The sequence below is a fragment of the Flectobacillus rivi genome, from assembly GCF_030056655.1.
Classification (GTDB): Bacteria; Bacteroidota; Bacteroidia; order Cytophagales; family Spirosomataceae; genus Flectobacillus; species Flectobacillus rivi.
The window spans coordinates 19,665-45,807 of record NZ_JASHIE010000025.1; the positions used below are offsets into that span (position 1 = coordinate 19,665).

Annotated in this window: 20 protein-coding genes and 1 riboswitch; of the genes, 12 read left to right on the forward strand and 8 right to left on the reverse strand. The window is 37.7% G+C overall.

What is annotated here, in order from left to right; genetic code table 11:
* Positions 1-162: 162 nt before the first annotated feature.
* Positions 163-1,488: a signal recognition particle protein gene (gene ffh, locus QM481_RS24475; protein WP_166550328.1), complete on the forward strand. Its 1,326-nt coding sequence runs from the start codon at positions 163-165 to the stop codon at positions 1,486-1,488.
* Between the two features lie 75 nt (positions 1,489-1,563).
* Complete coding sequence (locus QM481_RS24480) at positions 1,564-1,923, forward strand: VOC family protein (protein WP_283383742.1); 360 nt, start codon at positions 1,564-1,566, stop codon at positions 1,921-1,923.
* Between the two features lie 61 nt (positions 1,924-1,984).
* On the opposite strand, the gene QM481_RS24485 is transcribed toward QM481_RS24480, so the two are convergent.
* A complete protein-coding gene (locus QM481_RS24485) occupies positions 1,985-2,500 on the reverse strand; it encodes a hypothetical protein (protein WP_166550325.1) in 516 nt (171 codons plus the stop codon).
* A gap of 564 nt (positions 2,501-3,064) precedes the next feature.
* Between QM481_RS24485 and rhaT the strand changes: the two genes are divergently transcribed.
* From rhaT to QM481_RS24520, 7 genes are all read left to right on the forward strand, one after another.
* A complete protein-coding gene (gene rhaT, locus QM481_RS24490) occupies positions 3,065-4,117 on the forward strand; it encodes an L-rhamnose/proton symporter RhaT (RefSeq protein WP_283383743.1) in 1,053 nt (350 codons plus the stop codon).
* Positions 4,114-5,145, forward strand: coding sequence for a GntR family transcriptional regulator (locus tag QM481_RS24495; RefSeq protein ID WP_166550324.1), 1,032 nt, complete (start codon positions 4,114-4,116; stop codon positions 5,143-5,145). Before rhaT ends, QM481_RS24495 begins: the two co-directional genes overlap by 4 nt.
* Before the next feature lie 219 nt (positions 5,146-5,364).
* A complete protein-coding gene (locus QM481_RS24500; RefSeq protein WP_283383744.1) occupies positions 5,365-6,225 on the forward strand; it encodes a LysR family transcriptional regulator in 861 nt (286 codons plus the stop codon).
* Between the two features lie 272 nt (positions 6,226-6,497).
* On the forward strand, positions 6,498-7,355 hold the full coding sequence (locus tag QM481_RS24505; RefSeq protein WP_283383745.1) for a shikimate dehydrogenase family protein: 858 nt from the start codon (positions 6,498-6,500) through the stop codon (positions 7,353-7,355).
* Positions 7,356-7,514: 159 nt separating this feature from the next.
* Complete coding sequence (locus QM481_RS24510) at positions 7,515-8,771, forward strand: MFS transporter (RefSeq protein WP_283383746.1); 1,257 nt, start codon at positions 7,515-7,517, stop codon at positions 8,769-8,771.
* A 119-nt stretch (positions 8,772-8,890) separates the two neighbouring features.
* The gene (locus QM481_RS24515) at positions 8,891-10,480 is read left to right on the forward strand and encodes an AAA family ATPase (protein ID WP_283383747.1); all 1,590 of its coding nucleotides are present in this window, start codon (positions 8,891-8,893) and stop codon (positions 10,478-10,480) included.
* Between the two features lie 12 nt (positions 10,481-10,492).
* On the forward strand, positions 10,493-11,359 hold the full coding sequence (locus QM481_RS24520; protein WP_283383748.1) for an HNH endonuclease family protein: 867 nt from the start codon (positions 10,493-10,495) through the stop codon (positions 11,357-11,359).
* Between the two features lie 148 nt (positions 11,360-11,507).
* Here the strand turns inward: QM481_RS24520 and QM481_RS24525 are convergent, their stop codons facing one another.
* Positions 11,508-13,427 (reverse strand): tetratricopeptide repeat protein, encoded by a 1,920-nt coding sequence (locus QM481_RS24525; RefSeq protein ID WP_283383749.1) that lies wholly within the window; start codon positions 13,425-13,427, stop codon positions 11,508-11,510.
* Between the two features lie 488 nt (positions 13,428-13,915).
* On the opposite strand from QM481_RS24525, the gene QM481_RS24530 reads away from it, so the two are divergent.
* Together QM481_RS24530 and QM481_RS24535 are read left to right on the forward strand one after the other, a co-directional pair.
* Positions 13,916-16,732 (forward strand): TonB-dependent receptor, encoded by a 2,817-nt coding sequence (locus QM481_RS24530; RefSeq protein WP_283383750.1) that lies wholly within the window; start codon positions 13,916-13,918, stop codon positions 16,730-16,732.
* A gap of 180 nt (positions 16,733-16,912) precedes the next feature.
* Positions 16,913-18,235 (forward strand): beta-helix domain-containing protein, encoded by a 1,323-nt coding sequence (locus QM481_RS24535; RefSeq protein ID WP_166550316.1) that lies wholly within the window; start codon positions 16,913-16,915, stop codon positions 18,233-18,235.
* Between the two features lie 454 nt (positions 18,236-18,689).
* Here the strand turns inward: QM481_RS24535 and thiH are convergent, their stop codons facing one another.
* The 6 genes from thiH to thiS form a co-directional block, all read right to left on the reverse strand.
* Positions 18,690-19,802, reverse strand: coding sequence for a 2-iminoacetate synthase ThiH (gene thiH / locus QM481_RS24540; protein WP_283383751.1), 1,113 nt, complete (start codon positions 19,800-19,802; stop codon positions 18,690-18,692).
* A 7-nt stretch (positions 19,803-19,809) separates the two neighbouring features.
* Positions 19,810-20,574 (reverse strand): thiazole synthase, encoded by a 765-nt coding sequence (locus QM481_RS24545; protein WP_283371939.1) that lies wholly within the window; start codon positions 20,572-20,574, stop codon positions 19,810-19,812.
* A gap of 124 nt (positions 20,575-20,698) precedes the next feature.
* A complete protein-coding gene (locus tag QM481_RS24550; RefSeq protein ID WP_283383752.1) occupies positions 20,699-21,343 on the reverse strand; it encodes a thiamine phosphate synthase in 645 nt (214 codons plus the stop codon).
* Positions 21,344-21,370: 27 nt separating this feature from the next.
* Positions 21,371-21,994 (reverse strand): thiamine phosphate synthase, encoded by a 624-nt coding sequence (locus QM481_RS24555; protein WP_283371941.1) that lies wholly within the window; start codon positions 21,992-21,994, stop codon positions 21,371-21,373.
* A gap of 321 nt (positions 21,995-22,315) precedes the next feature.
* Entirely contained in the window at positions 22,316-24,175 is a 1,860-nt protein-coding gene (gene thiC, locus QM481_RS24560; protein WP_283383753.1) for a phosphomethylpyrimidine synthase ThiC, read from the reverse strand.
* Between the two features lie 55 nt (positions 24,176-24,230).
* Positions 24,231-24,434, reverse strand: a complete 204-nt coding sequence (gene thiS / locus QM481_RS24565) for a sulfur carrier protein ThiS (RefSeq protein WP_283371943.1) — start codon at positions 24,432-24,434, stop codon at positions 24,231-24,233.
* 245 nt (positions 24,435-24,679) lie between these two features.
* A riboswitch (TPP riboswitch) is annotated at positions 24,680-24,775 on the reverse strand.
* Positions 24,776-24,967: 192 nt separating this feature from the next.
* Here thiS and QM481_RS24570 point away from each other — a divergent pair.
* On the forward strand, positions 24,968-25,987 hold the full coding sequence (locus tag QM481_RS24570) for a 2-hydroxyacid dehydrogenase (protein ID WP_283383754.1): 1,020 nt from the start codon (positions 24,968-24,970) through the stop codon (positions 25,985-25,987).
* Positions 25,988-26,143 lie beyond the last annotated feature (156 nt).

Consider the following 26,143-nt stretch of genomic DNA (forward strand, 5'->3'; position numbering starts at 1 on the left):
AAATCTGATGGGAAGGATATAAAGTTTGTAAGTATAAATTGGAGATAGGTATATCTATTACAAGATAATAATTAGCAATTTATGAAACTACTAATGCTTAATTTTTTTTGTACCTTTGCGGTTCTATAGAATGAACTATAAGATTTTTAGCTATAACCGACAATGTTTGAGAATTTAAGTAATAAACTTAATACCGCAATGCGTACCCTTAAAGGTAAGGGACGTATCACGGACGTTAACGTAGCCGCTACAGTGAAAGAAATCCGTCGCGCTTTGATGGATGCCGATGTTAACTACAAAGTAGCGAAAGAAATTACCGACCGCATCAAGGATGAAGCGATGGGTCAAAAAATCGTGATTGCAGTTGACCCAGGTCAGATGTTGGTAAAAATTGTACACGACGAGCTCGTAAAATTGATGGGTTCGCAAGTACAAGGTATCAACCTCAAATCAGAACCTTCTGTTATCTTGATTGCTGGTTTGCAAGGTTCTGGTAAAACTACATTCTCTGGTAAGTTAGCTCAATACCTCAAAAAATCGGGTCGTAACGTACTCTTGGTAGCTTGCGATATTTACCGTCCTGCGGCGATTGACCAATTGAAGGTACTAGGAGAGCAAGTAGAAGTAGAGGTTTATTCGGAACCAGAAAATAAAAATGCTGTACAAATTGCCCAAAATGCGTTGGAGTATGCTCGCAAAATGGGTAAAAAAGTAATCATTGTCGATACTGCGGGTCGTTTGGCTGTAGATGAGGCGATGATGAACGAGATTGCAGCGGTAAAAGAAGCTATCAAACCATCTGAAACCTTGTTCGTAGTAGACTCTATGACAGGTCAGGATGCAGTAAATACTGCAAAGGCATTCAACGACCGTTTGAATTTTGACGGGGTTGTATTAACTAAGTTGGATGGTGATGCTCGTGGTGGTGCGGCGCTTTCGATTCGTCACGTTGTTGAGAAACCAATCAAGTTTATCTCAACAGGTGAGAAAATGGATGCTCTTGATCAATTCTACCCAGATCGTATGGCTAGCCGTATTTTGGGTATGGGTGACGTGCTTTCCTTGGTTGAAAGAGCTCAAAATGCCTTTGACGAAGAAGAAGCAGAGCGTATCAATAAGAAAATCCGTCAAAACCAATTTAGTTTTGAGGACTTCTACTCTCAATTGCAACAAATCAAGAAAATGGGTAATATCAAAGATTTGATGGGTATGATTCCAGGGATGGGTCAGGCTATCAAAGACGTTGATATTTCGAATGATTCTTTCACACCAATTGAGGCAATTATTCAGTCAATGACTCCAAAAGAGCGTCAGAAACCTGAGTTATTGGATATGTCTCGCAAGAAACGTATTGCTGCTGGTTCGGGTACTTCGGTTCAACAAATCAACAACTTGTTGAAGCAGTTTGAAGAAATGCGCAAAATGATGCGTATGATGAACCGTGTACAAGATGGTAAAATGAAATTGCCTAATTTCCCCAAAAGATAGGTATTAAACTTTAGTATCAGTTTTTGAACAAATGCACATACGTTTTGGCGTGTGTGCATTTGTTTTTACAACACTATGAAAATCAAAGAGATTAATCATATCGCCCTTTTTGTCAAGGACCTAGAGGCGTCGAAAGAGTTTTATGGAAATGTATTAGAATTGCCAGAAGTAGCTCGTCCAGCTTTTGATTTTGAGGGAGCTTGGTATGCATTGGGTACGCATACTTTACATCTGATTGCAGGTCGTACCGATGACATTATCGTTGGAGGCACAAGACGTAATCATTTTGCGTTAAAAGTAGAAGATATCGAAGAGTGCGAAGCCTTTTTGAAGGCTAAAAAAATACCCATGGTAGGACCCAAAATGCGCCCAGATGGTGTACCCCAAATTTTTATCCAAGACCCTGACGGTTACTGGATGGAGTTTACTTATTGAGTGACTGAGTGGTTGAGTGATTACTTTAATTGAATTTTAAAATAATCACTCAACCACTCAATTATTCTACTTGCGACAAATTGATTAATGTTAAAGCTTTTTGGGCTTCTTCTGGCTTTTGTGTCCCTATGAGTAAAGACATTTTATCTTTAAAAACCAATTGAATTCCCATATCTCCAGCTATATTCAAAGCACCACCTGCATTTCCAAATCCTACTCGATAACCCCAGCCACCATATTCTGATAGTGGAGCATATTTTCGTACATAAACTTCCTCAAGCATATCCCATTGATAGATTCTGAAGCTTTTTTGAAGTGGAACAAATCGTACATAAATACCATCCTCATATATGCTTGTTTCTAGACAAAAAGAACGCATAAAGACTGTAAATGCCAACATAACTAGCACCGCAATCCATAATCCTGTATTGCTCATGGGGTGGTCGCCGAAGGGAATATTTAAATAAATTTGCTGTATCCAGCCATAAATGAAAATACCATTGGTACCCAACAATATCAACCACATCCACCATTGGTTAAAGCGCTGTTTTTCAATAAAAAGAGGTTGTTTTTCCATAGATTCAACAAAATGACTTAGTCCTGAAACCAATTGAGTAGAATAGGGAGGTTTTTATCAAAAATAAATTGATGTTTTAGGTACTCAATACTACGGTGTATATAAATGAATGCATTAGAGTATCGTTATTTCAACTTTTTATTTCTTCTGTAAAAACTTTATTAGCACCCTAGAAAAATGATATTTATTTTATGCCTGACCATACTTAATGGAATATACAAAAAATTGTTTTTCAAAAGAATAGCTTCTAAGGATTAAAAACTAAATACTTATTAAAGTACAATTCCCTTCTAGTCTCAGTGATATAACGTTTTGATAGATGATTAAATTATAAGATAAATATCGAGTAGAAATATAACTATTAGTTATTTTATATATAATTTTTGGTAATTAAAAAACTGCAATATTCAAAGATGCCTTAGGACAGTTGTAAGGTGCATAAAGGGTTATATTTGTAGAATAATATTTGTTTTTCAATAATCAAACTTCATATAATCACAATTTTAAGGTTTACAGATTGTTCCACATACATGTAAATCTTAGACTATGTAAAAAGACCTTTTTATGGAATCTATTCTTGGCGTTATTTTCCACTCGGTAGGTGGTTTTGCTTCTGGGAGTTTTTATATCCCTTATAATCGTGTTAAATCATGGGCATGGGAGAGTGCTTGGATTGTGGGTGGTGTGGTATCGTGGCTATTAGTACCATACTTGGCTGCCTATCTTACTATTCCTGATTTTATGACGATTATCAAAACTACTGATCAAGGTGTGATTTTTTGGACATTTTTGATGGGCTTACTTTGGGGTATCGGTGGTTTGACCTTTGGTTTGGCTATGCGTTATTTGGGTATGTCGTTGGGTATGTCTATCGCCTTGAGTTTATGTTCTACATTTGGTTCTTTATTGCCTGCTGTCTATCGTGATGTATTTACCAATGATGTTGAGGGAACTTTCTCATACATGATTAGTCATACTGGTGGGCAGGTCGTATTATTAGGTATTTTGGTTTGTTTGGGCGGTATCATGGTTTGTGGTAAGGCTGGAATGATGAAAGAAAGAGAACTTACCGAAGAACAAAAAACAGAAACGATTAAAGAATTTAACCTTACCAAAGGGCTTATCGTAGCTACCATTTCTGGTATGATGAGTGCTTGTTTTAACTTTGGTATTGAAGCTGGAAAGGCCATGGCCGAAACAGCAGTAGCAAAAGGCTGTAATCCATTATTCCAAAACAATGTTATCTTTGTAGTGGTACTTTGGGGTGGATTTGTGACCAATTTTGTATGGTGTATGTATCTTAACACACGTAACAAAACATTTGGTGACTATTTGAATGCCAAAGCTCCTTTGAAGAAAAACTATGCTTTTGCAGCGGTTGCTGGTACAACATGGTTTTTACAGTTTTTCTTCTACGGAATGGGCGAAAGTAAATTAGGTAACGGTGCTAGCTCATGGATTTTGCACATGGCAACTATCATCCTTACGTCCAACTGTTGGGGTATTGTATTAGGCGAATGGAAAGGCGTTTCAAAATCAATTTTCCGTACGATTTTAACAGGTATTGGTATTATCCTTTTATCGGTGATTATTGTCGGTATCGGTAATTCTCTATGAAAAAAGAGCGTTTTTTAGAACATTTAAATATTGATGAATTTTCGGCAACCCCGAAATATCAGCAACTTGTCAACTCGGTACTTAGTGCTATTAGACAGGGAATCCTCACCACTGGGGATTTATTACCCTCGATAAACGAACTAAGTATCGAGTTCGATATTTCACGTATTACTGTCGAAAAAGGCTATAACGAACTGCGCAAGTTGGGCGTATTGACTTCTTCGCCAGGAAAAGGCTATTTTGTGGCAAGTACTTTTTTGTCACAAGAACTTAAGATTTTCTTGGTATTCAATAAGTTGAGTCCGCACAAGAAAATCATTTACGATGCTTTTGTCAAAACACTGGGCGACAAAGCGGCTATTGACTTTTATATTTACAACAACGATTACGTACTTTTTAGTAAACTACTGGGACAACAAAAAAGCAATTATACACATTATGTTGTGATTCCACATTTTATTGATGAGGAAGAAAAAGCGTATAAATTGCTAGATCAGCTCCCAAAAGACAAACTGATTATTATAGATAAAAAAGTCAAAGAGATTCAGGGAAATTATGGGGCTGTGTATGAAAACTTTGAAAAAGATATTTTTAACTCATTGAGCCAAGCTTTGGATGCTTTGAGTAAATATCATACCATTAAATTAGTCTTTCCAGAGCATAGTTATTATCCTCAGGAAATTTTGAAAGGCTTCAAAACTTTTTGTAGTAACTATGCCTTCAACCATCACATTGTGCATGATTTGGCTGAGGAACCTGTCAATGAAGGAGAAGTATTTATTAGTTTGATGGAAGATGATTTAGTACAACTTTTAGAAAAAATTATCACGCTTAATCTCACGGTAGGGGAACATGTAGGGATAATTTCTTATAACGAAACCCCACTCAAAAAGTTTATTATGAAAGGCTTAACAACCATTTCTACTGACTTTGAGGCAATGGGGGTTACCGCCGCCAAATTGGTGCTTAACTCTTCAAAAGAGCATATCGAAAATCCTTTTTACTTGAATATGAGAGGCTCTTTATGATTTTAGATTTCGGATATTTGATTTTGGATTTTTAGGAAAATCAAATATCCGAAATTAGTACTGTACAAAGGTTTTTAAAATATTGCGGATTTGAATTTCTGATTTCAGAAGTGTTGAAAGATATCTTTATCTTTTGTAAAAAAGTAAGTTACAATTCCGAAATCAAATATCCGAAATCCAAAATGAATTGCCCCTTTCTATCACTCAATTAGTATCCAGATGGAGTTACGACAGCTCAAATATTTTCTTGAGGCCGCACGAGAGTTACATTTTGGTCGAGCTGCCGAAAACCTTTGTATATCTCAACCTGCCCTAACCAAACAAATCAACCTCATTGAGCAAGAACTAGGAATAGAGTTGTTTGATAAAACAAAAAGGTTGCTTCACAAAAAAGTAGAATTAACCGAAGCAGGACTTTTTCTCCTAAAAGATGCTTCCCGATTTACGGAACAGTTTGATAGAATGCTTGAAAATACCAAGAAATTAGGCTCGAAAGCAAAACAAATTAATCTTGGATTTTATCGACTTTTACCCAAATCACAAGTTATTGAGCTTACCCAAAAAGTACAAGAATGGTATCCAGATTCACCGATAAAGTTGGTCGAATATAATACAGCTGAAGGTGTACAAGAAGGATTAATCCGTGACGATATAGCTTTGGGTATTACTCATTTTCCACTCCTTTTTCCCAACCTTTCGCCTCGATATACCGAGTCAAATTGTTTGAAGGTTCTTTTACCTAGCAAACATCCATTAGCTAATTATAAGAAAATCAAGATTGAACAACTTCGCAATGAGCGTTGGATAGAAGTTCAGCGCAATTTATATACCCTCTACGACGAAGTAGAGCGCCGTTGTAAGACTGCTGGTTTTCATCGTGAGCCACAAATTGTCCAAGAAGTATCGAGTACCGAGCTGTTAGTTGGTTTAGTCGGTATGGGAATGGGCGTAGCATTGGTAAGTTCGTCTTTGCCTATTACGGGTGATTCAGTAGTATTGAAGGATCTTACATTTAGTGACAACCCAACTTATGCTACCTTCGACATTACTCATGCGATTGTCTTCAAGAAGGTTGAATAATCGATTTTGAACTTTTACAAAACGTATTTTTTCTTCAAAGTAATTTATAAAGACATCCAAAAACTCCTCACTCGCAACTCACCACTCCAAACTCTATAATGTATCATTTTGATTTATTAAATCGATTTCATGATATTATTTAGCGAAAAGATTCTATATTGAGCGATTAATCATGTAATTTTAAAAGCTAAAACTGTTCCCAATTCTAACTAATAATTATTCCTTTGCTTAAAGGATAGACAAAGACTTTCGTTTTTTGTTCTTATTCACACATGGATACAATCGATACATTTGCTCCCGAAATTGACGGTAAAACTTTGGTATTTGCAACCCCAGGCTATCCTGTCAAACAGATTCGCTTACCTATTTTGATGAATCAAGTTTTTCCTGCATTAGGCATCAATGCCATTTGGATTCCTATAGAAGTTGAACCTGCCAATCTCTCTAGCATTTTTACGGCTTTTAGACATTTTAATAACTTCAAAGGAATGACGATTGCGATTCCATATAAAAATCCTTTGGTAGATTTGGTGGATGAAGCTACCGAGCGTGCTAAGCGTTCAGGAAGTGTCAATTTGATTCGATTTGACGAAAATGGTCGTTCATACGGAGATACCGTTGATGGTCTTGGGTTTGTGGTTGGTCTAGAAGCCAAAGGAGTTATTTGTAAAGGTAAAAGCGTGTATTTGGTTGGTACAGGAGGAGCAGGTTGTGCCTTAGCTGTGGCACTTTGTGATGCAGGGATTTCTACGTTGTATTTGAGCGATATTTTTCCAGAAAAAGCAGAAGCTTTAGCTGAAAGACTACGTTCTTTTTACCCTGAAACTACAATATTAGCACAAGAAGTACCCCCAACTCACATTGATTTGGCGATTAATGCTAGTAATAGCGGATTACAACCCAACGACCCATTACCTTTTGACCCAACGTTTTTTGAAAAACATACAGTCATTGCAGATATTATTATGAAACCTAAGGAAACTGCTTTGTTACAAAAAGCGGCATCTTTAGGCTATCAAATCCATCATGGACATCATACACTCGATTATCAGGTTTCGCTATATTTGGACTATTTTGGGATTGAACACGACCCCAGTGTAGTGCTAGAATTGGTACAACAAATACCCTAGAGCTAGTGACATGCACAGTTTTCAAACAATTGCGGATTTGAGATTTCTGATTTCGGAAATATTGAAAAATACCTTTATAAGTTTAGAAAATGTATGTTAGACTTCCGAAATCCAAAATCCAAAATAAATATAAAATTCTTATATTCCTAAACTAAAACTATGCAAACCAAACCACAAGGTAAAATACGTTGGACAATCTGTGCGATGATTTTTGCTGCTACTACTATCAATTTACTAGATCGACAGGTGCTTGGTATTTTGGCTAGTGACTTACAAAAAAAGATTGGCTGGAACGAAATGCAATATGGCTATATCGTGAGTGCATTTCAGTTGTCCTACGCTATTGGAATGGCCGTTGTAGGGCGTATTTTGGATAGCATAGGTACAAGGTTGGGCTATACACTTACCATTTTGTTGTGGAGTTTGGCGTCGATGGCGCATGCTTTTGTAGGCACGCCCATGGGATTTGGATTGGCTAGAGTATTTTTAGGTTTATCAGAGTCTGGAAATTTTCCTGCGGCCATCAAGGCGACTTCAGAATGGTTTCCTGCACATGAGCGCTCGATTGTGGCAGGTATTATCAATGCAGGCTCGAACATGGGCGTAATCGTAGCAGCTTTATTGGTTCCTTTATTGACCATACAGTTTGGTTGGCAAGCCACCTTTATTATGACGGGTGCATTGGGGTTTTTGGTTGTCATTTGGATGTGGAGCTATTATCGCACACCCGACCAGCACGCAAGTGTAAGCGAGGAAGAAATGAGTTATATTCAGTCAGAACAACAAGCCGTAAAGCCTATTGCTTGGCGAGAGCTTTTGAATTATAAAGCCCTTTGGACTTTTACCATTATGAAGTTCTTGATTGATCCTGTTTGGTACTTCTATCTGTATTGGCTACCTAAATTTTTGGATAAAACCTTTGGCATTCCTCTTGGCAAACTGAGTTTGCCATTAATGACAGTTTACTTATTATCCGATGCAGGTAGTGTGATAGGAGGGTGGTTTCCTACATGGCTGATTCAAAAGAAATCATATAGTATCGATAGCGCACGTAAAACAGCATTTTTGGTATGTGCTTGTGCAGTGTTACCCATGTTTTTCGGAAGTTATTTTACCAATTTATGGTTTGCTGTCATAATGGTAGGTATTGCCTTGGCAGCACAACAAGCTTGGTCTTCCAATGCTTACACGCTTGTGTCAGATATTTTTCCGAGCAATGCTGTGGCAACCGTTGTAGGATTTGGCAGTATGGCAGGTGCATTGGGAGGCGTATTGTTTTCGATGATTATAGGATGGGTATTAGAAAAAACAGGGAGTTATACTCCTCTATTCGCCTATGCAGCAAGTGCCTATATGATTGCCTTTACGCTGCTGAAATTGCTGATTCCAAAGATTGAGAGGGTAGAGATAAAGTAGAAAATAGAAAGTCCCCTTAGCAAGCTTACTAAGGGGACTTTCTATTTGTATATGTTCTTGAAAGTGCCAAATAAATTACTCAAATTTGCGTAATGACTACAGTTCTAAAGCGATAGCACATGAATAGAAAAGAATTACCTAATGGTGTAATAGATTTACTGAAAGATATTTCAAAGCAAGTTAGAGAATATAATTTAACAGCTGAGTATCCATTAGTTGCGAAGCCAGCTACGGACGATTATCTATTGTTAATTTACCCAAAAGGACATGAAGAGTTATTTTTTAGGATAGACAGTATTGCGAGATATGAGCCGTACGATTTTGAAAATAGCACATTACTTAGAATTTTATTAAATAAGAAAAGTTCAAAAATAACACATGGATTAAAAGATAATTATAGGAACTTGGTTAGTTTAAAGGATATTTTAGATATGTTTAAGCTATATCTATCATCTTTACAAACACTTACCCCTAGTATTACAGCGACAGAGACTTCAAGTATTGACTATTCTGATTTATTTGAAATAGACTCCCCAGTATCTGAGCCTCTAGTCAATGAACCTAACGTTTACCTACTTCCTGAGCAAAAGGAGTTACCATATACTTTAAAGCAGCTATCTGTTTCAAACTTTCAAGGTATTCTACAGACCAAATTAGAAGCTATCCCTGTAGATGCACAATGGATTTTCTTGGTAGGCGAAAATGGTTTTGGTAAAACCACTGTTTTACAATCTATATTTTTAGGATTAAATGGACGCTTGGATGGTAATACTAATCTAGTAGAAGAAGCTAATTGTGTAATACAGGTAGAATATAAAAGTCAAGAAGAAAGCTTCATAAATGATATTATCAACAATCACCATCCTCTACAACATCTGGTGGCTTATGGCCCTATTCGATTAAATTTGTCAGGTACACAGAATGACGAAGAGGGCAAAAGTTCTATTTCATATAATCTCTTTAACTCAGATGGTTGGCTGCTCAATATTGAATATGAATTAGTTAAATGGAAACTAAAGAAAGACCCTCGATTTGAGTTAGTAAAAAAGGCATTTTGTACCTTAATCCCTCAACTTGATGATATACGATATAATCCAGATACTGATAAAATTGAGTATATAGAAAAAGAGATAGATGCTTCTGGAGATGCTATTTACCAGCCTTTGCCCTTTAAAAAATTAGCCTCTGGTTTTAAAGCGATAATAGCACTGGCAGGAGATATTATATTGAGACTTTCTCGTAAACAGCCTGATATTAAAAATCCACACGACTTGAAAGGGATTGTACTCATCGATGAATTGGATTTACACTTGCACCCTAAATTACAACGTGAGATAGTAGGGAAGTTTTCAACAATTTTCCCCCAAATACAATTCATCGTTACCACGCATAGCCCTATCCCTTTGTTAGGTGCTTATGCCAATAGTATTATCATCAAAGTTACGAGAACAAAAAAGAACGGTATTGAACTTGAAAGAGTAAACATAGATTTAAAAAATCTTACGCCAAATTTGTTGCTTACTTCAGGGGTATTTGATTTGGAAGACTTTGTCTCTGTTCAACATGAAAATTTAGGAGATGTCAGAACTGAGGATTCGTATGAAGAACTAGAAGAAAACCTCAAAGTGGAAGAATATCTGAAAGAGTTTGAGGAAAGTAATCAACAATTCCCTGATGAATTATTTTTACCCAAAAGCAATCCTAAATAGTTTTCTACCTGTATGATTAGTGTTAAAAAAGAATTTGATAACCCTCCTGAAGGTCTTCTAAAATCTGTTACAGATGCATTATTAAAAGAGGTTTTGGAAACAAAAAATGAACATAAGTTCAAGAAGAGCATTTACAGAGATAAGACATATAAAGAGCTGTTGGCGATTTATAAAAACAAATGCGCTTATTGTGAAACAAACACCTTGGCTGGTGCAACTTTACAAGTAGAGCATTACAGACCCAAAGCTAAGTTAATTGAAGCTACAGACCATTTAGGTTATTATTGGCTTGCATACGAATGGACAAATTTGACATTGGGGTGTAGTACTTGTAATGGGAATAAAAGTAATAGTTTCCCAGTGGAGGGTAATAGGGTGTTTGCTCCAAATCTAACGCCTGAAGGAGTTGCTCATTGGGACTTTGTGTCTATCAATTCTGAAGTGCTTTTTGCCGAGAAAGCCTCATTTTTAAATCCAGAGGTTGATAAGGTGGAGGAACATCTTATTTTTATGCCTGATGGAACAATCAAAGGATTAACAAATCGAGCAGAAATTACCATCGAGAAGTTAAAGCTCAATAGAGAACCGCTTGTTTTTGCAAGATATAAATCATTGAAAGAAATCATTGCTGAAATCAAAGAGTTATTACGTGAGTTTTTACTCGATATGAGCAATAACTCAGCTCAGGATAGATTTCGTGGAGGTTTAAATGTAGTATTTAAACGAATTGTCAAACTCCAAGAGCCTGAAAATAACTATTCTAGATTTGGCTATTTTGTATTTTACAAGTTTGATCTATTTGTCGCAAATCAGTTTGAACCAAAGCAAAAGGAGCTATTACGGAAAATGTTTGAGCTTTTTAAAAATAATGAGCTGTAACATATACAATATCAAAAACGGCGGTCTAAAAACTAATTTAGATCGCCGTTTTTGATATTATAATTTTTAGAAGGATAAGTCTTTAGACGCAAAGCATTGTGTCTCTACAGCTAGAATACAAATTTTAGAATATTCACTCAATTAAAATTTACTTCTTCACCCCTAAAAGACTCAATGCCTGAGTGGCTTGTGGATGGTCTGGTTTTAATTGTAGACATCGTTTAATATCAATAATTGCCGCCTCCCAATGACCTAGTTTATGATGAGTTACACCTCTATTATAAAAATGCTCAGGGTTCTGACTTCCATATTGATCGATAGCGATATTGAAATTTTTGAGGGCTTCTTCTGTTCTGTTGGTATTAAGTTGTGCTGTCGCCAAAGAACCGTAGTTTACACCAATGCGTTTGTTTTCGGGCATTGTGAGTGCTTTTTCTAAATCAGGAAGTGCTTTGTCTGGCATCTGGGCATTGAGATACATATTGCCTCGATTCAGATAGGTATCTGCAGATGGAAATTGCTGAATGGCTTTTGTCAAATATTCTATTGCTTTAGGATAGTCGCCTTTACGTTCATAAGCCGAAGCCAAATTGCCCAATGGCGTAACATCAATTTTGTAACCCAACTGAATCGCCTTTTCGCTGTAAGCAATAGCTAAATCTAGATTATTTTCTTTTGCACCATAATATTGCCCTGCAGCACTATAGGCTCTTTCGTCTTTTTCTGGTGCTAGTTCTATTCTTCGAGAAAAAAGCGTTCCTGAGTTTTGCCATGTACCTACTTGTTTTCTGGTAATGACAAGCAAAATTCCTAACCAAACGATACATACTGCCCATACAGCCTGCTGTATTTTGGGATTTTCTATTAGTTTTGAAATACCCACCGCTAGCATAAAAAACAAACCTATATAGGGCAAATAAGTATATCGGTCGGCCATAATAGCGCCACCCACTTGCAGAATTTGAAGCACGAGAATGATAGTTACCGTAAAAAAGCCAATCCCAAAGGCGATGAGTTTATTGCGTTTGATATTAAATATTCCCCAGCCCAAAATTCCAAGCATTACTACTAAACCCAAATAATACTCAGAATGAAATAGTGTTGGGTCTTCATACATGTACATTGAGCGTAATCCAATAGGAGTCACCAAGTGTACCCAATACATCATAAAACCGTATCCTGCGTAGGTAATCGTTTTGAAATAGCTAATATCCTCTGGTTTGAATGCTACGCCTGTTGCTGCAATTGGATGAATCATTCCTCCCAAATTTCCTCCTCCTTGTATATTAATGGCTATTAGACCGAATACAACGGATACCACGAAAAACGGAATTTTTTCTACAAAAACTTTAATAGAAAATTCTCTATTTCTCCAATAATCAAAAAGAAATAGGACTAGTGGAAAAATAACAGCTTGCCCTTTTGACAAACATGAAGCTAGATATAGTAAGAATGCAAAAATCAAATGAATCACTTTTTGACCTTTATCCACATATTTGAAATACTGCAAGCTACCCAGCAATAGAAAAAACACATATAAAACGTCTTTGCGCTCCGACACCCAAATAACTGACTCGACACGCATGGGGTGAATGGCAAAAAGTAGCGCAGTAAGAATGGCAATAAATTTCTTTTGGCGCTCACCTGTCTCATAACTTTCAAGAAGTTTTAGAGCCAAAAGCCAAACCAGAATAACATTTAGAAAATGTATAAAGGTATTGGTTATGATAAAAGCTCGTGCCGATTCTGCTCCTGACATTACAGCGTTGAGCATCAGTGACCACATCGTTAGGGGATGATAGTTACTGGCTACATGGCTTTGCCAAGCTTCAAGCCAATGTCCTGATGGATGGGTAACAAGGATATTTTCGACTACATACACGTGGTCGTCCCAGTCAACAAATTGATTACTAAAACCTCCGCTAAATCCAAGTAATACAACAACTGCAAATGCAATGATGGTTAAAATGGTATTTTTTGAAGTACTTGATGGCGTTGTGATTACCGTTTCTGAAGTCGCTTTGGGGGACTGTGTTTCTACTTTGGGCGATTTATTTTTCTTTGACATTTTTTGAAAAAGGTAAAAAGGCAGGCTAATTCTGAGGTTATTCCCCTCATTGTTCTTACAAATTTAACTTTTACTACAATACAATAGTAGTAAAATATCCGAGCAAGAACCATGCTAAAGCGATTTTTAAACACCAACTGATTTATGACGGAAAAATACAGCAGTGTGATAATATAGACACCAAACAGTATCCGTTTTAGTAAGATTGTAACAAAATACTTAATCTCTTTTTCGTCATTTGTCGATAATTCTTAACAGACTTAATTTTTCGTTAATCACTGTTTTAAGTACTTTTTACTAGAAATAGTCTAATAAAATACCCTAAAAGTACTTTATGTTAAGTGATTGTTTCTAATGTTAAGATAATGTTATCAAATAGAGGGTATCCTTAACAGTTTGTTTAAAATTCACAAACACATAGGTAATATTCAAGTAATAATTTTGTTGCGTCGAAGATATAGAGACATTTCTATTTAATACACATACACATGCAACGAAATTTATTACTCAGTACTCTTCTATTTTTATTCACAGCTTTAGTGTCTTTTGCTCAAACAGGAAGCATTAAAGGTAGCCTTAAAGATGCAAAATCTAACGAGCTAATGTTAGGAACTGCAGTAAGAGTAGAAGGAACACAAATCGGTACACAAACAAATATGCAAGGCGAATTTGAATTATCGCGTGTACCTGCTGGAGTTCACACTGTTATTTTTTCATTTGTAGGTTACGAAAGCAAAGTAATTTCAAATGTAAGAGTTGAAGCAGGAAAAACAACCTTAATAAACACAACGATTGCTGAGGCCAACACTACACTCGATGCAGTGGTAGTACGTGGTACTAAAAATAAAGGAACTGAGGTTTCGGTTATTACAGAAATTAAAAAAGTAGAACAAATTGCTGTTGGTATTTCGGCACAGCAAATCCAAAAAACACAAGACCGTGACGCTTCGGCGGTTGTACGTCGTGTGCCAGGGGTATCTATCCAAGATGACCGTTTTGTGATTGTACGTGGTTTGAACGAACGTTATAATACCGTAATGCTCAACGATGCGATTACGCCTTCTACCGAAGTAGATACAAAAGCATTCTCATTCGACTTGATTCCTTCTACAGCCATCGACCGTATGTTGATTTTCAAATCGGGTTCGGCTGATCTTCCTGGTGAATTTGGTGGTGGTGTGATTAAGATTTATACCAAAACTATCCCAGATGGCAATTCTTTCACAGCTGGTTTTTCATTAGGACATCGTAGCAATACAACTTTCCAAACAGCTACTACGTATAAAGGAAGCGGTACAGACTTTTTAGGTTTCGATAACGGTTTGAGAGGTTTACCTTCTTCTATCCCTAGCACAAGTACAATCTTATCTGGTGCTAATACTCCTGCTGTAGTAAATGCTTTCAAATCTTTGCCAAGTTATTTCAATCAAAGCTCACTATCTGTATTGCCAGATTTTAGAGGTAACCTAGGAATGACACGTCGTTTTAATGTTGGTAATTTAGAAGTAGCAACTATCAATGCTGTTAACTACAGTCTTACTCACCAAAGAACGCCAAATATCGAGTTTTATCGTTATGCTTACAACGCTGATGCTGGTAATACAGCTAGTGAAAAAGAATTTGCTTACAACGATAACGCTTATGCTGAAAACGTAAGAGTAGGGGTAATGTCAAACTGGGCTTTGATTATTAACCCTGCTAACAAAATTGAATTCCGTAATTTGTTTAACCAATTAGGCTCAAAAGAAACTGTTTTGAGAAATGGTTACAACAACAATAATATTGAGTTGAAAAACTACTCGATGACTTACGAGCAAAAGAGTATTTACTCTGGTCAGTTGAGTGGTACGCACGAATTGTCGGATATGACTAAGTTGACTTGGACAGGAGGTTACGGATACACAAACCGTCAAGAACCAGACAACCGTCGTTTTACTTCGAGCCGTACATTGGGTAGCAACGATCCATTCACCATCAATATTCAACAATCACAAAGTCCAACTTTACAACAAGCGGCACGTTTTTACTCAGCATTAACTGAAAATGTAGTATCGGGACGTATCGACTTAGAGCACCGTATCGGTAAAGCAGATGCATCTGAAAAAGAATTGATTAAGCTTCGTGCTGGTACATATCTCGAAAAGAAAGACCGTAATTTCGCTGCTCGTTGGTTTGGTATCGTAAATGCCAATAATGTAGGAGATGCAATTTTGACACAATCACCAGACAAATTCTTCGACCCGGCCAACCTATCTACAACAGGATTGTTTTATAACGAAGGTACTGGTTACGAAGATGCTTACAAAGCTCGTAACGAATTGTACGCTGGTTATGTAAATGCTTATGTGCCTTTCTCAAGTAAATTCAACGCTTCGTTTGGTGTAAGAGCAGAACAAAACCGTCAGCAATTAGTAACCTTGAAACGTGGTAGTGGCGAGAAATTAAACGTAGATAGACCATTACTAAGCTGGTTGCCTTCTGTAACACTTTCTTATGTATTGAACGACAAAAACCAGATTCGTGCAGCTTACAGCCAAACAGTAAACCGTCCTGAATTCCGTGAGTTAGCGCCATTTCCTTATTATGACTTTAACTATGACGTAACTCGTGTAGGTAACTCTGATTTGAAAACAGCAACCATCGCTAACTACGATTTACGTTACGAATTCTATCCTTCAGAAGGTGAAGTAATCTCACTTGCGGCCTTCTACAAGCAATTTACAAACCCAATCGAAGCTAGAATTTTGAATGCAGGTTCGGGTATTGCCTTCGGTGTTGGAAATGCAGAAAAAGCATTCAGTAGAGGTTTGGAATTAGAAATGCGTAAATCATTGAAAGGCTTAGCTAGTTCAAAATTTGTGGATAACCTAACACTTTTGTTGAACGCTTCAATCATTGATTCAGATGTGAAAACAGGTTTTAGCGGACAATCTTCAGACAGCCGTTTCTTACAAGGTCAGTCACCATACTTGATTAACGCTGGTGTTTATTACAACGATAACGAAAGCAACCTTTCTGCCAACGTTCTTTATAATGTTGTAGGTTCTCGTATTTTCTTGGTAGGTGATGGTGTTGTATTCCCAACAGTATATGAAATGCCAAGAAATGTAATCGACTTAAACGTTACAAAAGGTTTCGGAAAGCATATCGAAGTGAAAGTAGGTATCCAAGACTTGTTGAATCAGCCATTTAGATTCTATAACGATACTAACAACGATAAGAAGATTGAAACTGGAAAAGATGATGTGTTCAGAACTTACAAACGTGGTACAACATCAACGATCGGTATCAATTACAAGTTCTAATCCAGAGAGAAGATTGGTTAATTGTATATCAGTTATCAGTAAATTATCAAAATCCATTAGCTGAGTGGTAGCTTCAGGAGTGAAACTAAACTCAGTTTTGTAAAACCGTACACAAACTTTTTTAACAGAATAAACATAAGCCATCGCTTAGCTATTTTGTAAAAGCCAATATCAGAAATCATGAAAAATATACATAAACTTCTTTACATCACTGCCATTGCTTTAGCAACTACTTCATGTGGTAAATTGGAAAACGATTTTCAAGAACCAACACCAGTAGCAAGTCGTGAAATGGTGGTAGTAAAAGGTTCTATTACATCAAATACAACTTGGACTGCCGATAAGAAATACCTTTTAAATGGTTTTGTTTACGTAGAAGAAGGCGTAACCCTAACGATTCAGCCTGGGACAATCATCAAAGGTGATTTGCCAACAAAAGGTACTTTGATTATCAAACCGGGGGCAAAAATTTTAGCAGAAGGGACAGAAGATAAACCTATCGTATTTACGTCTAACCAAGCAATCGGTCAACGTAAAGCTGGTGACTGGGGTGGTGTAATCATTTTAGGAAAAGCTAAAGTAAATAAGACGCCTATCACAATTGAAGGTGAAAACGTAACAACTTTTGGTGGAACCAACGATGCTGATAACTCTGGTATTTTGAAATATGTGCGTATCGAATTTGCAGGTGTTGCTTTCGAAACAGATAAAGAAGTTAACGGTTTAACACTTGGTGGCGTAGGTTACGGAACAAAAATCGACTATGTACAAGTTTCGCATTCTGGCGATGACGCTTTCGAATGGTTTGGTGGTGCTGTAAATGCCAAACACTTGATTTCGTACCGTACTTTGGATGATGATTTTGACACAGACAATGGTTTCTCAGGTAATGTACAATATGCAGTAGCACTTCGTGACCCATTAGTAGCTGACCAGTGTAGTTGTTCTGACTCAAACGGTTTTGAATCAGATAACGATGGTTCTGGCTCGACGGCATTGCCACAAACCTCTGCCAAATTTGCAAACGTGAGTATCTATATCGCTAACGGTACTGTTGACAAAAAATATCGTTCAGCTTTCCGTATCAGACGTAACTCTGCTTTGAGTATTTATAATACCGTTGTAAATGGTGCATTTCCAAAAGCTGGTTTAGAATTAGAAGGAACGTTGTCACAAGACAATTTCAAAAATGGTAAGTCTGACTATAAAGGAGTTGTAATTACAGGAACAACTGCTCCGATTTTGAACGTTGAGACAGCCATGTTTAATGATGCGAACCGTAAAAATGCTATTAGCTGGTCATTAACAGATTTAGGTTTACAAGCAGATTTCAACCTTTTGGGTGCTCCAAAATTCAGCCCACAAAAAGGTTCAAGAATATTAGCTGATGGCGTAGTATTGCCAACAGGTTTCGATTCAGCGAGTTTCAGAGGTGCTTTTGATGGCTCAAATGATTGGACTCAAAAATGGACGAATTTCAACCCTCAAACTACTGAGTACTAAAAGACAAGAAGTCCGTTAGGATTTTTTATATTGGTGTAATGAAGAAAAGCTTAAGGCCCTGCCTTAAGCTTTTTTGGTTTTGATGAATGATCAGTAAGTATTAATGCTGAATTATGAGTTGAGAGTTTTGAGTTGTCCTTTGTCCTTGCCTAAAATAGGTTGCTTTTTAGATTTAGCGAATAGTATTATTATTGCTTAGAAAAGCTCCGTAGGAGCGACAGTTTGGTAGAATATATAGAAATAAAAGTCCCTTTAGAGCGCCGTAGGTGCGAAAGACTTCACGATAGTTGGTGTTCTTTCGCACCTACGGCGCTAAAGTAAATGGTGTTAGTTTTCCTTACGATTTTCTGAGTCAATACACTTTTCTCTTCAAAAGAATTGAATAATGTTGAAAATTTACTGAAGATAAGGCAACCTATTTTAGGCAAGGACAATTCACAATTCAACATTATTCTCATTGCAAAAGTCTATCCCAATTCTTCCAAACGGCTTCATACCCCTGAGCCTGAATAACAGAGGCGATTGCCTGTGGTGAGCGCTCATCGCTGATTTCAAATTGTTCCAAAGATTCTGGTTCAACCACATATCCACCTGGGTTGGTTTTGGAACCAGCACTCATCGACGTAATACCGAGTTTGATAATATTGTCTCTAAAAATCTCATTTTCTCTAGTAGAAATAGATAGTTCTACTTCTTCATCAAAAATGCGATAGGCGCAAATCAATTGTACCAATTCTCGATCTGACATTTCTACTTTAGGCTCTAAGCCGCCCGAAAATGGTCGAAGCCTCGGAAAAGAGATGGAATAGGTACTTTGCCAATAGCGCTTTTCTAAATATCTAAGATGCAAGGCTGTGAAAAAGCAATCAACCCGCCAATCTTCCAAACCTATGAGTACTCCCAGACCCATTTTGTGAATCCCCGCTGCACCTAATCGGTCTGGTGTTTGGATTCTGTACTGAAAGTTCGACTTTTTACCTTTTGGATGATGTTTTTTGTAATCCTCCTCATGATAGGTCTCTTGATATACCAGTACTGCGTGTACCCCTTCAGCGACCAAAATTTCATATTCGTCTTGGTCGAGGGGCTGTATTTCGATGGATATTTGAGAAAAATAGGGTTTTATCAATCGAATTACTTTTTGCAAATAGGGTACGCCAACCGTCTGATTAGCTTCACCAGTGACCAACAGTACATGTTCATACCCCATACGTTTGAGTACAGCTACTTCCTGTAAAATCTCTTCTTCAGTAAGTGTCTTTCTTCTGATTTTGTTATCAAAACTAAACCCACAATAAGTACATATATTTTGACACTCATTCGAAAGATACAGCGGGACATACATCTGTATGGTTTTGCCAAAACGCTTTTGAGTCAGTCTGTGACTTAATTGAGCCATTTCTTCCAAAAAATCAGTAGCAGCAGGCGAAATCAAAGCTTTGAAGTCTTCCAAATCTCGCTTACCAGATTTTTGAAGTGCTCTTATGACATCCTGAGATGTTTTTTGATAAATACTCTCACGGATTTCGTCCCAAGTATGTTGTTGAAAAACTTGATAAAAGTCCATATTTCCACTAATTCAAAAAAGTTGTTAACGGGCTACTAGCTACAGCCTGTTGTTGCATAGGCGCCAATTTAGCTTCGTATGCCATGCGTCCAGCTTCAACGGCATATTTGAATGCTAGACCCATTTGAACAGGATTTTCTGAAACGGCAATAGCTGTATTAACTAATACTGCATCCGCACCCATTTCCATCGCCTTAGCTGCATCCGAAGGTGCTCCAATTCCAGCATCTACTACTACTGGTACACGGCTTTGTTCGATAATTATTTCAAGAAAATCAACCGTTTTCAAGCCTTTATTACTACCAATAGGCGACCCCAAAGGCATAACTGCTGCTACACCTACCTCTTCGAGTCTTTTGCACAGCACAGGGTCGGCATGGATATAGGGTAATACTACAAAACCCAGTTTGACCAATTCCTCAGCTGCTTTTAGCGTCTCGATTGGGTCGGGCATTAAGTATTTTGGGTCAGGGTGAATTTCGAGTTTTAACCAATTGGTTTCTAATGCCTCACGGGCAACTTGTGCAGCAAAAATGGCTTCTTTCGCATTTCGAACACCAGAGGTATTAGGCAGCAAATTGATGCGATCATGGTGGAGATATGACAGGATATCATCCTCCTTTTCTGTAAGACTTACTCGTTTGAGGGCAACAGTTACCAATTCTGACCCTGATGCCAGAATGCTCTCTTCCATGAGAGAAGCACTACTAAATTTTCCAGTCCCCGTAAATAACCTAGACTGAAAGGTTTTATCTGCAATTTGTAAAGACATAGTTGAGTAATGAGAGAGAGGATTTCAGATATTGGATATTTGATTTCGGATTTTAAAAAGTTTTTATTCTTCTTCAAAAGAAAAAATCATCCAAGCCATTCGATAAAATTTTGCATTATTCCTATCATTTCGCACTCACCGCTAAGTTTAATAGACTCAATAACTCTTGTGTGACTGCTGAAGGATTTTCGGCTAGGTTTACTAAAGAGGATACTGCGACACCGTGCAAACCTACTTCTAATAAATCTTCAATATCATCTGCTTTTACGCCTCCAATCCCAACGACAGGTAGATTGTGTCCTAATGTTCTGAACTGAGCTAGGATACGCTTGTATCCCTCTAATCCTACGATGGGACTTAGGTTTTTCTTGGTATCCGTAAACCTCAAAGGTCCTAGTCCAATGTATTGTACTGTTCCACTGGCTACATGTTTGAGCATATCTTGGAGGGTATTGGCAGTGCCACCAATAATCACCTTTTCACCCACAATCTGACGAGCTTCTAAGGGCGACATATCTTGTTTGCCCAAATGCAAACCTTCTGATTGTATTTTCGCAGCGATATGAGGATTGTCATTTACAATCAATTTGGCACCAAAACTTTTACATACCTCTTGAGTGCGTAAAGCCGTTTCGAGCCATTGAGATTCTTCTTGAGTTTTTACTCTTAACTGCACCCAGTCTACACCACCTTCACAGGCACGTTGCGCTTGCTCCCAGTGAGGAATATGTGCGAGATCTTGGGTTATATAATGAAGTCTTGAAATCATCGTGTTGTTAAATTTTGAGCTTTGGTTCTAGGAACTCAAAGCTGTTTGTATTTCGGAAAAGGCTTCTACAGGTGAGGGTGCTTGCCACACACTACCCAATAAAGCTACTCCTGCAATATTCTTGTTTTTGAGGGAATGAATATTGTTTTGCTCAATACCACCCAAGGCTACGATAGGAGGGACTTTACTATTGTTAAATACAAAATCCTCCACCACTTCTGGCGAAATAGCAGCTTTGTAGCCAGGTTTTGAAATACTGTCAAAAAACGGACTGAGAAATACATAGTCGAGTTTTGAAGGCATTTTCAGTATTTCTTCAAACTTATGTACCGAAGCGCTTACTGTTAAACCTCTTCGCTGTACTGGGCGAATATACTCTTTTAATTGTCCTTGCTCCTGTAGTTCCTCCCAAACGTGCGTGGTAAGATGAATCCCCTTGATATTGTATTTAGCCATCAATTGATATTGGCTATGCAACACCAGTCGCTTCATATACTGAGGCTTAAATTGTCGAATGAAATCTTCAATTTGTTCCAGTGACGCATTGGGCTTTCGCACATGTAAAGTCGTTAGACCAGCTTCAAAAAGCTGTTCTAGTATCTGAACTTCATCAGGTATAAATTCTGGGGGTGTGAGCAGGAGTGTAAACATGATGTTAAAGGTTGTGTGATAAGTTTTGAGTAATAAGCTTTTTTTTCTTTGCCTAAAATACGTTGCCCTGAGCTAGCATTAGATAACTTCAAAATATACAATGAATTTTAGAAAATATTATTTCCCAATAATGGAATAATTGTATAGTTTTTATTTCTATAAAATATTCATAATTAGCATCTTGTATTTTTTTAAAGATGAAATTTTTCTTTTTGTTTTTATACTCTAAATATATCTTGAAAAATATAAAAACAGACAGATTTACTATCATAGAGGGCAACCTATTTTAGGCAAGGACACTCAAAACTCCCAACTCATCACTTACAGATATACCTCTGCGCCTTTTTCTACAAATTGTTGTGCCTGAGCTTGCATACCTAAGTCAATAGCTTCATCTTCGGAGATACCCTGTGCTTCGGCATAATCACGAACTTCCTGTGTAATTTTCATAGAACAAAAACTTGGTCCACACATTGAGCAGAAATGGGCAATTTTAGCACCATCAGCAGGTAAAGTTTCGTCATGAAATTCACGTGCTGTATCTGGGTCGAGCGAAAGGTTGAACTGGTCTTCCCAACGGAACTCAAAACGTGCTTTACTTAGGGCATTGTCACGCACTTGTGCTCCTGGGTGGCCTTTGGCTAGGTCGGCAGCATGGGCGGCAATTTTATAAGTGATTACTCCGTCTTTTACATCTTTTCTGTTAGGTAAGCCCAAATGCTCTTTTGGCGTTACATAGCATAACATGGCACAACCAAACCAACCAATCATCGCAGCACCAATACCTGAAGTAATATGGTCATAGCCTGGGGCAATGTCAGTGGTCAATGGACCAAGCGTGTAGAATGGCGCTTCATGACATTCTTTTAGTTGCTTGTCCATATTTTCTTTAATCATGTGCATTGGTACGTGACCCGGACCTTCAATCATGACCTGAATATCATGTTTCCAAGCAATTTTGGTCAGTTCGCCAAGTGTTTCGAGTTCAGCAAATTGTGCTGCATCGTTGGCATCGGCAATACTTCCCGGGCGAAGTCCGTCGCCCAATGAGAAACTTACATCATAAGCTTTCATGATTTCACAGATTTCCTCGAAATGTGTGTACAAGAAGTTTTCTTTGTGATGTGCCAAACACCATTTTGCCATGATACTTCCACCACGAGACACGATTCCCGTTACGCGTTTGGCAGTAAGTGGCACATAACGTAAAAGTACTCCTGCGTGTATCGTGAAATAGTCAACACCTTGTTCCGCTTGTTCGATAAGCGTATCTCTAAATAGCTCCCAAGTCAAATCTTCGGCTTTTCCACCAACTTTTTCAAGTGCTTGATAAATCGGTACTGTGCCAATCGGCACTGGCGAATTTCGGATAATCCACTCACGGGTTTCATGAATATTTTTACCTGTCGACAAATCCATGATGGTGTCTGCACCCCAACGACAAGCCCAAACGGCTTTTTCTACTTCTTCTTCGATGCTTGAACTTACGGCTGAGTTACCAATATTGGCATTGATTTTTACCAAGAAATTACGTCCAATAATCATAGGCTCACTTTCTGGGTGATTGATATTGGCAGGAATAATAGCACGTCCAGCGGCAATTTCTTCACGTACAAACTCAGGTGTAATTACGCCTTTTGGCGTATTGGCGCCAAAACTATAGCCTTCGTGCTGATGCCCTAAACTTTGTAGAGATTCAATTTTTTGATTTTCACGAATCGCGATATATTCCATTTCGGGGGTGATAATACCCTTCTTGGCGTAATGTAATTGCGTTACATTTTGACCAGCTTTTGCTTTTCTTGGTTTAGCCAAATAGTTGAATCGAAGTTCGTCTAATGACTTCATATTCAAACGCTCTTGTCCGTATTCTGAACTAATCGAGTCTAATTGCTCTGTATCACCACGTCCAAGAATCCACTCTTCACGAAGCTTTGGAAGACCTTTTCTTACATCAATTTCTATCGTCGGATCAGTGTAAGCACCCGAAGTGTCATAGACTGCTACCGAAGGGTTTTTGGTAAAAACATTACCAGAAATTTTGGTATCAGTCAAACTGATTTCGCGCATCGCTACCTGAATATTATGGATAGCACCAGGGACATAAATTTTGCGAGAATTTGGAAAAGGACTACGGCTGATAGCTTCTGTCGAAGGAGCTACCTCAATACTTTTTTTCATAGGAGAATGATGAGTTAAAATAATTGATTTTACAATAGGAATGGAGTAAGTCAACTTATCCTCCTTGACTTGCTCGAATGAGGGTTACTTGGTCGTTTTCTTGAAAAACATAACTTTGCCACTCGGATTTGGGCAAAACCATATCATTGACCGCTATGGCTAAGCCTTTGACCTGAGCCAAATGAAATTGTTCGAGTAAATCTTCGACTTTGAAGCTGGATGCTACATCAGTAGCTTCGGAATTGATAAATACGGTCATGTTTGTAAAATATTAAATACCAACGCGACCCTTAGGAGTGGATTAGACAGAACAGTTTTTGCTTAAATGATTTTGCGAGCGAATGCTATTGTGCTCGGTATAGGATTGAAGCGCCATTTATCAAATACAGCCCAACACAATCGGTCTGTATAGGACAAACTATCCCAACAATTTCCTTTATCATTAATCAAAAACTTCAGCTTGAAATATTTTGGAGATAGCCCATAAAGGCTATTCTACGAAAAGTATTTTGCTCTGCTTTTTCCTTCGCAACCATTACGCTGTTCAGGTTCAAAGGGTATAATCTCAGCCCGTATATTAAGGCACCCCTAAAGTCTGGTACAAACTTAAAGGACGTTTCTGAAAGAAAAAAGAGAAATGTGTTTTTTATTTAAAACCAGTCATGGCTTTGTGTGGATGAGCATAAGTAGCTAATAGACTGATAAATGTCATGGATAAAAATGAGATAGAAGGATAATTTTGAAACATAAAAAAGGCTAAACCTTCTTTTATTAACCAAAATTCTATCCCGTATGAAAGCGCTGATTTATAGTACTAAAGAGTTTGAAAAAGCATCGTTGCAAAACGCTAACCAACAAAAACACGATATTACCATCACTGGCAAACCTTTGAATATGGATACCGTGAAAATGGCAGAAGGATTTGATGTAGTGGTACTTTTTACCAACGACGATGCCTCTGAGCCTGTACTTCGTGCCTTAAATGATTTGGGCGTGAAATATGTAGCGACTCGTTCGGTGGGTGTCGATCATATCAATCTTAAAGTAGCAGCCGAGTTGGGTATTCGAGTGGCTAATGTGCCGCATTATTCGCCTAATTCTGTAGCAGAGCATACCGTAGCATTGATGATGGCTTTGAATAGGAAGCTTATCATGGCTGATACCAAAGCTCATAATTACCAGTTTGATTTGAGTAGCCTAATTGGTTTTGATATGTACCAAAAAACAGTCGGAATTATTGGTTTGGGGACTATTGGAAAAGTGGTAGCGGATATTCTAAAAGGCTTTGGTTGTAAGCTGTTGGTGTTTGACAAATACGCTGAGGAGGCAGATGACTACGAAGGAGTAACTTTTGTGACACTCAATGAATTGCTTGCTACTTCGGATATTATTACGCTTCACGCACCTCTGACTGAGGAAACTAAATATATGATTACCAAAGAGCAAATCGACAAAATGAAAACGGGTGTTATGCTTATTAATACCAGTCGTGGAGGTTTGGTCAAAACAGAGGATGTGTTGCAGGGCTTGCGTGATGGAAAAATCGGTTATCTAGGTTTGGACGTTTACGAAAATGAAAGAGGTATTTTCTTCAAAAACCATTTCGAAACCGAAGGACGTGATGAGTTATTGACCGATTTACTCAACTTCAACAATGTGATTATTACTGGACATCAAGCATTTTTAACGCAAGAAGCATTAACCAATATTGCAGATAAAACAATTCAAAATCTTGACGAGTGGCAGTTGGGTACACCAGAAGAATGTAATGCAAAGGTCGGGAAAATACACCCACTTGAAGAATTGCAATAGAGTGTAGAGTGCTGAGTTTTGAGTGATGAATTTAGAATTGTCCTTGCCTAAAATAGGTTGCCCTGAGTTTTAGCCAAGTTAAAGTAATCAAAATAGTAAAATAGTTTGATTTGGGTTTGTGTTTTTTGAATAATCACATGTCCAAATCGGCAAATT